This window comes from Litchfieldia alkalitelluris (genome assembly GCF_002019645.1).
Taxonomy (GTDB): domain Bacteria; phylum Bacillota; class Bacilli; order Bacillales; family Bacillaceae_L; genus Litchfieldia; species Litchfieldia alkalitelluris.
Window position 1 is genome coordinate 3,718,274 of the sequence record NZ_KV917374.1, and the last position, 11,923, is coordinate 3,730,196.

The 11,923-nt window shown below is 35.8% G+C and carries 9 protein-coding genes; all 9 read right to left on the reverse strand.

Annotation, left to right across the window (positions count from 1 at the left end):
* Positions 1 to 187: 187 nt before the first annotated feature.
* On the reverse strand, positions 188 to 1,162 hold the full coding sequence (locus BK579_RS17395; protein ID WP_078547625.1) for an aldo/keto reductase family protein: 975 nt from the start codon (positions 1,160 to 1,162) through the stop codon (positions 188 to 190).
* 608 nt (positions 1,163 to 1,770) lie between these two features.
* Complete coding sequence (locus BK579_RS17400; RefSeq protein WP_078547627.1) at positions 1,771 to 2,988, reverse strand: threonine synthase; 1,218 nt, start codon at positions 2,986 to 2,988, stop codon at positions 1,771 to 1,773.
* 170 nt (positions 2,989 to 3,158) lie between these two features.
* Complete coding sequence (locus tag BK579_RS17405) at positions 3,159 to 3,545, reverse strand: gamma-glutamylcyclotransferase family protein (RefSeq protein WP_078547629.1); 387 nt, start codon at positions 3,543 to 3,545, stop codon at positions 3,159 to 3,161.
* Positions 3,546 to 3,714: 169 nt separating this feature from the next.
* The gene (locus tag BK579_RS17410) at positions 3,715 to 4,479 is read right to left on the reverse strand and encodes a 3-oxoacyl-ACP reductase (protein WP_078547631.1); all 765 of its coding nucleotides are present in this window, start codon (positions 4,477 to 4,479) and stop codon (positions 3,715 to 3,717) included.
* A gap of 135 nt (positions 4,480 to 4,614) precedes the next feature.
* The gene (locus BK579_RS17415; RefSeq protein ID WP_078547633.1) at positions 4,615 to 4,908 is read right to left on the reverse strand and encodes a Dabb family protein; all 294 of its coding nucleotides are present in this window, start codon (positions 4,906 to 4,908) and stop codon (positions 4,615 to 4,617) included.
* A 122-nt stretch (positions 4,909 to 5,030) separates the two neighbouring features.
* On the reverse strand, positions 5,031 to 6,188 hold the full coding sequence (locus tag BK579_RS17420; RefSeq protein WP_078547635.1) for a serine hydrolase domain-containing protein: 1,158 nt from the start codon (positions 6,186 to 6,188) through the stop codon (positions 5,031 to 5,033).
* A 77-nt stretch (positions 6,189 to 6,265) separates the two neighbouring features.
* Positions 6,266 to 8,191, reverse strand: a complete 1,926-nt coding sequence (locus BK579_RS17425) for a glycoside hydrolase family 127 protein (protein WP_235848455.1) — start codon at positions 8,189 to 8,191, stop codon at positions 6,266 to 6,268.
* A 713-nt stretch (positions 8,192 to 8,904) separates the two neighbouring features.
* The gene (locus BK579_RS17430) at positions 8,905 to 11,100 is read right to left on the reverse strand and encodes a DNA topoisomerase III (RefSeq protein ID WP_078547637.1); all 2,196 of its coding nucleotides are present in this window, start codon (positions 11,098 to 11,100) and stop codon (positions 8,905 to 8,907) included.
* 79 nt (positions 11,101 to 11,179) lie between these two features.
* On the reverse strand, positions 11,180 to 11,911 hold the full coding sequence (locus BK579_RS17435) for a DUF2161 domain-containing phosphodiesterase (RefSeq protein WP_078547639.1): 732 nt from the start codon (positions 11,909 to 11,911) through the stop codon (positions 11,180 to 11,182).
* Positions 11,912 to 11,923: the final 12 nt, after the last annotated feature.

Here is an 11,923-nt window from a genome sequence, read left to right on the forward strand (position 1 = left end):
GGATGAAGGTATAATTTGCCTTAACCAATCCGATACTCATTTATTCATATATTAGTAGATAATATCAGATTGACCAACAAGAATCAAAGTAATTACTAACTATTTTTTTTAATGAAGTCATATCGTTTTTTGACTGTGAGCACATTACGAAAAGAGGAAAAACAATGAATGTTTTCCCTCTTAACCTTTATCTTAATGGTGAAAAACCTTTAATTTCTTCTAAAATATTGTCTATTTGTTCTAAAGTCTCTAAGTTTAAGTCAACGTCAACTGCTTTAACATTTTCATCAATTTGCTCAGGTTTACTTGCCCCTATTATCGCGGAGCTTACACCAGGTTTTCTCAAAATCCACGCTAATGCTAATTGACTTAATGTTATACCTTGTGATAAAGCTAACTCCTCTAGTTTCTGAACACATTCAAGGACATCGTTACGGAAATAGCTATTAATTACCATATTTGTGGAATCATTTGCTGCACGACTATCTAACGGTTTTGCCGCATTTGCCTTATATTTACCTGTCAAAATTCCTTGTGCAAGCGGTGAAAAAACAATTTGCCCAATCCCGGCCTGATCACATACAGGTAAGACCTCTTCCTCAATGTACCGTTCGATCATATTATAAATTGGCTGATTGGAAATGATTGGTCTTAGTAAATGTTGTTTCCTAATCCCCACCGCTTTTTCAATCTGTGAAGCCGACCATTCACTAACACCAGCATAGAGAATTTTCCCTTGTGAAATTAGGTCATTTAATGCATAAAGTGTTTCCTCCATCGGTACTTCTGGATCAAAACGATGACATTGATATAAATCGATATACTCTAATCCTAGTCGTTTCAAGCTTGCATCACATTGTTCAATAATATGTTTTCTAGAAAGACCACGTTCATTTGGCCCTGTCCCCATAGGAAAAAATAGTTTTGTTGCTACAACATAGCTACTACGCGAATACGCTTTCAACGCTTCTCCAAGAACTTCTTCAGCTTTTCCACCTTCATAAGCATTTGCGGTATCAAAGAAATTAATTCCTATTTCATAAGCTCTATGTATACATTCATGTGCAGTTTTGCTTCCAACAGATTTTCCATACGTTAACCAGCTACCTAATCCTATTTCACTGACTTTAAGTCCACTATTGCCTAGGCTACGATATTTCATAAATTCAACTTCCCCCTTAATTAACACTAATAAACAAACTAGCTTTATTATATCGCAAATCACCAAGCATTTTAAATTATTTATATGTTCTAAACTCAAATAATAGGAAAAGCCCACTAAGCATATCAAAAGGTTTCATTTTTGGGTGCTTTCTTATTAAAAACACAACAGGAATTATCGGACGGGGGAATCATGTTATGCAGCATACTGGAGCGGATAAATAGACGGAAGAATTCCGCTTAATTTGTTGTTACTATTAAAAATAAGCTTAATTAGACGGAGAGATTCCGCCTATTCGCTTAAAAAGTTTGAAAATGAGAGATTTTGCTTTGCATAACCGGAAATCTACCCTTATATCTCCCGAAACGAGCTCCATTTTGCATTTAACCGAAAAATCTTCGCTTATTTTACTTTTTACTGGTTACTCAACTAAGGACAAAACTTTATACAATTAAGGTTACAATTTCCTAATAAAAAACTCGCCAATAACTATGACGAGTTTACTTTTTCATTTACCAATAAACCAATACCACTGTCCTTAAGCACGTATTTTAAGAAAAGCACCTCAAAACGGAACCCTTTATAAAATATGTGGGTTTCATTTTACATTAGTTAGACTTCTTTAATGCCTCTTCCTTTTGCAATACAGGAACATCAACATTCACCGTATCAGGATACTTAATTCCCATACCTGTATTTAAAGCTACAACAACTTCATCTTCTTTTATCCATCCACTTTCTCTAAGTCTTCGTGCAGCTACGAATGTTGCTGCTCCCTCTGGGCAGATAAATGCGCCTTCAAGAAAAGCTATTTTCTCTTGTTCTTGTAAAAAAGCTGCATCATCAATCGCAATGGCACAACCTTCTGTTTCATAAATGGCTTCTAGTACTAAAAAATCTCCCAGTGCTTTTGGAACATTGATACCAAAAGCTATTGTGGACGAATCAGCCCAAAATTCAGATTCTTTTTTCCCTTCCTGCCAAGCTTTCACAATAGGTGCACACCCTTCAGCCTGAACTGCAACTAATCTAGGAAGTTTCCCTTCAACCCAACCAAGCTCTTTAAGTTCACAAAGCGCTTTGTATATTCCAATAATCCCTACGCCCCCGCCGGTCGGATAAAGAATAACATCAGGCATTTTCCAACCAAATTGTTCAGCTATTTCAAGACCCATTGTCTTCTTGCCTTCAATTCTATATGGTTCCTTTAATGTTGATGCATCAAATAAGTCATAATCTGCGACTGCCTTTCCAACTATTTTTCCTGCATCACTAATCAGTCCATTTACTAAGTTAAGATTTGAACCAGAAATAGCACATTCATTTCTAGTGATTTTCGGTGCATCAATTGGCATCACAATGCTGGATTTAATTCCAGCTCTTGCAGCATAAAGTGCCCAAGCAGCTCCCGCATTTCCGTTAGTCGGCATGGCAAGTTCTTTCACTCCGACCTCTTTTGCCTTCGAAACACCTACTGCTGCTCCACGAGCTTTAAACGTTCCAGTTGGAATAATCCCTTCATCCTTCATATAAAGGTTTGGAATGTCCATGTCAATTCCAATCACTGACATTGGTAAAAGAGGAGTCATCCCTTCTCCTAATGTAACTACATTTTCTTTGTCCACCACAGGTAGAAGTTCATGATATCTCCATAAACTAGATTCTCTATCTACCAAATTCTCTTTGTTAAGGTTAGAACGCAGTTCGTCTAAATCATATTTTACTAGGAGTGGAGAACCACAAGTACATAATTGCTGTATTTCTTGATAAGAATATTCAGTACTACACTTTGGACAATACAAATGAGAAATATAACTAAATTTCAAAGCAAAAACCCCTTTTTTCTTTTTTCCTAGTTAACCAATATTTTTACTCTATCATTATATAATAAAAACTGAAACATATAATTGCTGTTATTAGATTTTTTATAGATACTTGTAGAAGAAAAAAGCTCTCTCTAATTAACTATACTGATTCTGTAAAATACACAATTGATTTATCTATCTCTAGTTTTCCAGGACCCACTTTTTATTAGTGGGAGATGTTTAATTTTTTCTTTATTAAATACATAGGCGAATCCATTTAACTTCTTGTTCAAATCATTAACTTTGACTCTTTCATATAAGTTATTCGTCCGTCCTTCTTCAAAATCCTCAAGAATATCCATTTGGGCCAAGCCATCCTCTGAGACCTTGAACCACTCCCCATGAACCTCCATTCCACTTTCATCGAGCAACAAAGCTGGGTACGGTCCTAAATTATACAAAAATCCTTTAACCGAACCTGTTTCTATTTGTTGTATATAAGGCTCGGCAACATAGTGATTTACTTCTCCCACAAGTAAGGTGCCATAAACAAATACAAAATACTGTTTTGATTCCAAATTAAAAACTCCTATTCTATTAATAACATTGATATATCCTTAGCCCCTTTAACATAACAAACACTTCTTTATAAACACAAAGCAATTAACCATAACAACCTAATAACTTATATTCTTTCTATGATGATAAAAAAGACGCATCCCACTTAGTGAGCTACGTCATATTAGATCAATCCATCACCAATCCACCATCAACTACTAAATTCTGCCCAGTAACAGCTCGGCTCCAAGGAGCAGCAAAAAATAACACTGTGTCAGCCAAATCTTCAGGTGTCGTTACTTTTTGAAGTGGTGTACTTTGTTTAATCAGTTCAAACACTTCCAAAGATGTAGCAGAGCTTGCGTCTGTTTGCTGTAACAACCCACCAGAAACCATGTTTACTGTTATACCGTCTGCGCCTAATTCCTTAGCCATTGTTCTCGTAAAACCAAGTAGAGCTGCTTTACTAGTATTGTAATCATGATATGGTACAACTGGATTTTGCACTAAATTTGTCCCTATATTAATTACTCGACCGAACTTCATTTCAGCCATATCCTTCTTACCAGCTTGTATTGTATTCAAAGATCCCTTAACACTACCTTCAAGTTGGATAAGATAATCATTCCACTCAATTTGTTCAGCAGTTTTCCTATTCACGGCATCGAATTTAAAGGCAACAAGAGCATTATTTACGATAGTAGTGATTGGCTTTTCATAATGGGCCTTGGCTTCTTCAAACAATCGACGAACATCCTGCTCTTTTCGAATATCAGCTTTGATTGCAATCGCTCGATCATGTCCGATCTCATCTACAACTGAATTAGCCTTATCTTCACTGTTGAAATAATTAACAACAACCTTTGCTCCTTCTCGTCCAAAAGCTTTAGCGATCGCTTCTCCTAAACCTCGGCTTGCACCAGTTACTAAGACAACTTGTTCAGTAAGATTCATCATACACTCTCCTATTATAATTAAGTCTTTTCTATAAGATTGCTGCTAATTGACCTATTTTAAAGTAGACTACACTAATTTACCGAAAACAGATTATAAAAAAGAGCAAAACCAATTGTTTGCTCAAATTATGTATTAGATTTTGATATCTACCACAATGCTATCAACTCTACCCACTTCACGAATATATGCAGCAACCGCCTGATGGTCTGGATTTGGTCCATATGCTTCAAGAGCTGCTTGATTCTCAAATCTTACAGATAAAACTACTTGATAGCCTTGACTTTTTTCCGAGAAATTAAGTCCTGCCTGTAAATCCACAATACCAGTAAGTTTATCTTTTAGTGCTTTGAATCGATCAACCACTTCTTGCAGTTGCTCCTGGGTAGTTGTTTCTGAAAATTTTACTAATACGATATGATCAATCATGCTAATAACCCCTTCACTTTATAAATTCTTATTTATTCTACCGAATAATGAAGGAACATACAAATTTAAAAACCAATACTCCCTAAGCAATTCTTCTTAGGGAGACCTTTTTACTAAATTGTTTATAATGCACCATAGATTACTGCACGTAACCTCGGCTGATGATAGCTCTCAAAGTTAGGGAACATCTGTTGCATATAGACTGCAGAAAGCTTCTCTTTTGGATCAATTAACACCCATGTCCCCGCTAGTCCCGACCAGCCAAATTCACCAATATTACTATTGATTCCACTTAATGCGGGGTCAACTAAAGTCCGAACACCTAATCCATATCCATATCCAGCAAGATATCCCCAATTATATTGCTCCATATGCTCTGGCTGAAGATGGTTTGTCCCCATTAAATGAATGGTTTTCTCTCCAATAATACGAACCCCTTCAAATTCTCCACCATTTGCTAACATATAAGCAAAGCGACTATAGTCATCTAAAGTAGATAAAAGCCCACTTCCTCCTGATTCAAATGTGACAGAAGGTTGAAACTGTTTGTCTACTCTCTCATTTTTTATTAACTCACCCTCATCTGATCGATCATAAAGGGTCGCTAAACGATGCTTCTTATTGTCTGGTATAGTGAAGAAAGTATCCTTCATTTTAAGTGGGTCGAAAATTTCCACTTGAAAAAATTCTCCCAAGGACTTTCCAGATAGTACTTCAATTAGTGCACCTAGTACATCATGACTGAATCCGTAACACCATTTTGTTCCTGGTTCAAATGCTAACGGGATATTTGCCAATGTTTTTGAAAGAGTACGGACAGTTAAATTCTCTCCTAATTCTTCTTTTTGTTTCAACGCGGCCATCACTTGACGCTCAGTTTCATTTCCTTCACCACTATAAGTTAACCCTGAAGTCATTGTAAATAAATCTTTTATTAAAATACTTCTTTTAGCAGGTAAAACAACAAGCTCACCTTGTTCATCATAGCCATATACCTGCATGTTCTTAAATTCTGGTAAGTAGTCCTCCAATGGATCGTTTAGCAAAAATAAACCACGTTCAAATAGCATTAATGCTGCAGTACATGTTACCACTTTTGTCATTGAAAAAATTCGATAAATGGTATCTTCAGCAATCTGGTTTTTCAGTGCTAAATCCGAATAGCCAACATGGCTTTCAAATACTTTTTTACCTTCATGCATAACTGCCAAAGAGCAACCTGCCGGACCTTTTTCTACAAAACTATTTAATAATGGGTGTAGTCTATGTAATAATTCCATTTTATCTTCTCCCCTAGAAAGTATTTAATGGCACTTCACTATAAGTGGCGACACAAAAATGAACCGATTTTTCAGAATTAAATTTCCTTAATCCAAACAAGCATTTCTTCTTTTGTTTGACGATTTCCCCAAAACCAATATGGAACTGCTTTAACAGTTATTTCTTTAAGTGCCTCTTCCTCCGAAGAATAAAGTTTCCCACTCCATTTTGTTTCATCAACTCGTACACCTAAGAATTGAATTTCCACCTTATTCGTTGAAAATTCACTAATTGTTGGTTTCTCGTCCCTAGGTATGAAAATATTAGATAAAAGTGGTCCATTATCAATCTGCTCTAAACAATACACCACTGGACCCCGTTTTATAGCTATTTTACCCGCATTCTCTCTTACAAATGGATTTGCACGCACCTTCTCTACCTCAATTGAAAGGTTTAGGACAACTCGATCACCCTTTTTCCATTCTCTCGTTATTGTGATATAACCGTCACTACCAAGTTCTAAATCTACTAATTCTTCATTGACAACTACTTGATAGTTTTGACACCACGAAGGGAGCCTCAATGATAGATCAAAATTCACCGGATAATCTGGAGTTACTTCAAACACAACTTCTCCGCAAGAAGGATAGTTCGTTTTTTGAATAAGATGAACCATCTGTCCAGATACCTCAAATTTCGTTTCATTACCCATATATAAATGAACATTTACTTTATCATCTGTTATTGTATAAATATATTGGCCTAATGACGTGATTAATCTAGCTATATTAGGAGGACAACAAGCACAGCCAAACCAGCTAACTCTTTCTGGTTCCACATGCTTGTGATCGAACCGATGTTCAACTGCACTAGGAACCACTTCAAGTGGATTCACGTAAAAGTACTTTGTTCCTTCTATAGATATCCCGCTTAGGACGCCATTATACAGTGCTGTTTCTAACACATCTGCATAGTCTCTATTATTCTCTATTTCTAGCATTCTTTTTGCCCAAAACATTAATCCTATCGATGCACATGTTTCGGCATAAGCTACATCATTTGGTAGATCAAAGGGGAAGGTAAACCTTTCACCATGGCCCTGTGAGCCAATTCCGGCTGTGATATACATTTTTTTGTTTGTCACATCAGTCCAAAGCTCTTTTAGCACATTGATGATTTCTTTGTCACCAGTTTCTAGCGCGAGGTCAGCCATTCCACTATATAAATACATCGCTCTTACCGAATGACCATGTGCTGTTGTTTGTTCTGTTATTGGTGCGTGTGCTTGGTGATAATCCAACCCAAACCAGCGATCTCTTTCCCCAATTAGTGTTTTTTCTTCTAACAGAAATGAAGGTTGTGTTCCTCTTTCCCTTAAAAAGAAAGAACTTAAATTGACACACTTTTCGTTTCCTGTTACCTTAAACAGCCTAAACAAAGCAAGTTCAATTTCTTCATGACCTGGGTACACTTTTCGTTTGAAATCTTCAGGCCCAAACATCGAGTCAATATACTCTACAAATCTACTAACTATTTTAACCAATTTATCTTTTCCTGTTGCTTCGTAATAAGCAACGGCTGCTTCTATTAAGTGGCCCGCACAATATAATTCATGACCATGTGAAAAATCAGTCCATCTTTCATCGGGCTTTGCAACGGTATAATACGTATTTATGTACCCATCATCTTGCTGCGCTTTTTCAATTAAATCTACCAATTGATCTATCTTTTCCTCTAAACTCTTATCAGGATGATGAAACAAACTATAACTAGCAGCTTCTATCCATTTTGCAACATCACTGTCTTGAAACGGCATTCCATGAAATTCACCATCTGAGATTCCTGCTGCAATTCGAAAGTTTTCAACAGAATGACTGGGTGGTGCCTCTGGGATTTCATCATTTAAGGCTTTCCACTGATATGGTATTGTCTTTTTAGAAATTGTATTTATCCACTGGCTCCAAAAGTTGTCTGTTATTCTTACATTTTTTAAGGAATTCTGGTTAATTTTTGTGCTAGTCAATTTTTACACCTTCCTTTGTGCTTTCTATCATGTTAATAAAACGCTTACTTAAGAAACATAGTAACAACAGATATTTACAAAGTAAATGGTCATAATCAACTTTGTTTGGACTTTGCAAGTGTTGTTGTAATGGTTATTCTAACCGAAAAATAAGGTTGGAGAAATTGAATTTAAGTAGTTCAGTTATCCCACTTCCTTTAAATTAAAAGGCCTAAATTGGTGAACAGCGATAAAAAAATAAGCGGAAATTTTTCCATTAATTGCAGATTATAGCTGGTTTTGGGGTAAATAGGGATAGTTTTTCCACTTATATAAAGCAAAATTGCCTATTTCAAGGATTTCGAGTCAAATAAGAGAAATTTCTCCCTCTATTTAAGTGATTTTCAATGCTATTTATTTATTAAGGGGAATTTTTCCCTCTATTTTAATTTACTGAGTAGTAAGGTTTACTAAGCATCTCCGACTTGCTTATTGCACATTACTGATTCGTTAGTGTAATAAGCTCTGCTCTTAGAATAACATACATCGATGAATATCCTAAAATAACTTTGGTTAGGGAATATTCAAAGTCAGTTAAGGGTTCAATCCCTAAAACTCCATGAAGAAAGAGACTTTCCAATTGGGTTGTTTAACCTTAGGTTCTATATCCGAATTACCGATAGGAGTTATAGAATCTTAAGGTGTACCATTTGAAAAGTCTCTTTTATATTGATTTATTTTAATTTCAACTTCGCCAAGGCTTCTGCCAGTGCAGGATTAAACGGTTCTTCCTCTTGGTTGTTCTGCTTTTTCATGTAGTTGGAAACCTCTTTTTTCGAAACCTTTGTATTTGATTCTTTTTTCTTTCTCTCATTAAAGGTTGATAGTTTTTCTCTATGCCCACATTTACAAGCAAACATTTGACCTTCCCCTTGACCACGAAGTTCTAGCTTATTCTTACATTGTGGACAACGGGCATTTGTTACTTTTGAAATATTTTTACGATGACCACATTCACGGTCTTGGCAGACATGCATTTTTCCTTTTTTAGTATTTACTTCAAGCATAGGTTTTCCACAATCTGGACATTTTGTTCCAGTCAGGTTATCATGCTTAAACTTTTGGGTAGTATTTTTGATTTCATGTACTATGGTTTTTGTATAGCTTTTTATTTCATTCATAAACGCGTTTTTGTTTAGTTTACCCTTTGAAATAGCTTCTAACTTTTGCTCCCATTCGGCTGTTAAGGCAGGTGATTTCAAATCCTCTGGAGCCAGGTCTAGTAATTGTTTACCCTTAGATGTGATGAAAATTTCTTTTCCTTTCTTTTCAATTGAGAAAGAATTAAAGAGTTTCTCTATAATATCTGCTCGAGTCGCAACAGTACCTAATCCACCAGTTTGACCGATCGTTTTTATTAAATCCTTATTCTCTCCTCCCATATATTTAGCCGGATTTTCCATAGCAGAAAGAAGTGTTGCTTCATTAAATCGAGAAGGAGGCTTCGTTTCACCTTTGGTCTGAGTAACTGAGGAAATTCTCAACATATTACCCACTTCCAATCGAGGAAGAAGTTGTTCCTTCATCTCATCACCTTCATCATCTTCTTCAAAACGATTTTCATAAACTTCTTTCCATCCTAAATTGATAACCGTTTTTCCCTTGGCAACAAAGGTCTCATCACCAATCAACGCTTTTATTGTAGTTTGCTCAAATTCAAATGCCGGATATAATACCGCTAAGAATCGCTTTACAACTAAATCATATATTTTTCTTTCCTTATCTGATAACTTAGCAAGAAAAACCGTTTCCTCAGTTGGGATAATTGCATGATGATCAGAAACCTTTGAATCATCAACAAATGATTTATTTGTTTTAATTGGTTTTTGCAACACTTTGTGAGCAAGCTTTGTATAGGGTCCAACACCACACGCCTTAATTCTCTCTTTTAGTGTGTCAACAATATCAGATGAAAGGTATCTCGAATCTGTCCGAGGATAGGTTAGTACTTTATGCTGTTCATAAAGCTTTTGCATAATGGATAAAGTATCTTTTGCTGAGTATCCAAATGCTTTATTTGCATCTCTTTGTAGCTCAGTTAAATCATAAAGACCCGGTGCAAAACTTTTTTTATGCTTTTTATCAACATCTATGACCTTTGCCTGGTTTTTATTTGTTTTAACTAAAAGCTGGTCTGCTTTATCCTTTGCAAATGTTCTTGTTTCATTAGTTTTTACATCCTGCCAAATAAGGGATAAGTTATCCTCCGTTTGAGCTTTTAAACCATAATAAGGTTTAGGAACGAATTGTTTAATTTCTTCTTCTCTTTTTGCGATTATAGCAAGAGTAGGAGTTTGAACCCTTCCAGAGGATAATTGGGCATTATGTTTGGTCGTTAGAGCTCTTGTTGCATTTAACCCCACATACCAGTCGGCCTCTGAACGAGCAACCGCTGATAAAAAGAGATTCTCGAATTCTTTACCATTCTTGAGTTTTTGAAACCCCTCTTTAATGGCTTTATCTGTGACAGATGAGATCCAAAGACGCTTTGTCGGCTTTGTCACTTTTGCTTTTTTTATTATCCAGTCTGCAACAAGCTGCCCTTCTCTTCCAGCATCTGTAGCAACGATGATTTCACCTACATCGGAACGAGTAAGTTGCGCTTTAACAGCATGAAATTGTTTACTTGTTTGCTTGATCACAACAAGCTTTAAATCATTCGGCAGCATCGGTAAATCTTCAAGCTTCCATGACTTATATTTATCATCATAGCTTTCGGGATCAGCAAGCGTAACTAAATGTCCTAATGCCCATGTGACAATATATCGATCTCCTTCAATAAATCCGTTTCCTTTTTTATGGCAATTCAATACACGTGCAATATCACGTGCAACTGAAGGTTTTTCTGCTAATACAACACTTTTCTTCATGTTATGTAAAACATCCTTTCGGAAAGTCATTAACCATTACTATAGCATATTTATCGTTAACATGCTGAGAGATAGCACGTTAACTAGAGTGTTCATCAAGTTTGTTAAGGTAAAACTCGACCAACTCAGGAAAATCTACTAATTCCTTCTTCCCTTCTTCGCTTATTTCATATAAACCTCTTGAAACTTTATCAAACCACCGATAATAATTTTTATTTAAAATGGATAAGGTTTTCTCACCTGTACCTAATTTCCTTAACTCTTTAGGTGTTAACTGGCCATATTTTTCGAGATAACACGCGATTTGGATGCAATTTTCTTTATAAGCAGTCATAATTTTAGTCCTAGTACTTCCGCCTACATTATAATCTCCGCTTCTTCCATTCATTTCTTTAATTAAAGAGTTACGTTTATATTTATTTTGTCCTGCACTTCTTTTTTGATTAAACGGTGTAGGATGAAGATGAACATCGATTCTCGTGCGATTTCCATAGAAGGAAACAAGAATTAATCCAAGCTCTAGACGCTTAAGTAAATGGCAAATATCACGCCATTTTCTAGAACGAAGGTTTTGCTTTCCTTTAGGTATAGCCACATACACTTGGTCCGTCATTTTCTGTCGCTTTGCAGCTTGTACCAATAAATCAACATTCAGCGTTTTCTTTAGCTCGACTATGATTAGTTCATCATCTTTTATAGCAGTCAAATCACAGTCCTGGACCTCACCATGTACCTCAAACCCTTGTTTTGAAAAATATCTTTGTATCGGTTTATATAAATCTATCTCTAGTAATTTCTTGTTTTCTATCATAAAATAACACCT

What these genes read in the sequence shown, in the direction of transcription:
- BK579_RS17415 (WP_078547633.1), bottom strand. Translation starts at nt 4,908, where the DNA reads ATGATTGATCATATCGTATTAGTAAAATTTTCAGAAACAACTACCCAG.
- BK579_RS17410 (WP_078547631.1), bottom strand. Translation starts at nt 4,479, where the DNA reads ATGAATCTTACTGAACAAGTTGTCTTAGTAACTGGTGCAAGCCGAGGT.
- BK579_RS17430 (WP_078547637.1), bottom strand. Translation starts at nt 11,100, where the DNA reads ATGAAGAAAAGTGTTGTATTAGCAGAAAAACCTTCAGTTGCACGTGAT.
- BK579_RS17420 (WP_078547635.1), bottom strand. Translation starts at nt 6,188, where the DNA reads ATGGAATTATTACATAGACTACACCCATTATTAAATAGTTTTGTAGAA.
- BK579_RS17435 (WP_078547639.1), bottom strand. Translation starts at nt 11,911, where the DNA reads ATGATAGAAAACAAGAAATTACTAGAGATAGATTTATATAAACCGATA.
- BK579_RS17395 (WP_078547625.1), bottom strand. Translation starts at nt 1,162, where the DNA reads ATGAAATATCGTAGCCTAGGCAATAGTGGACTTAAAGTCAGTGAAATA.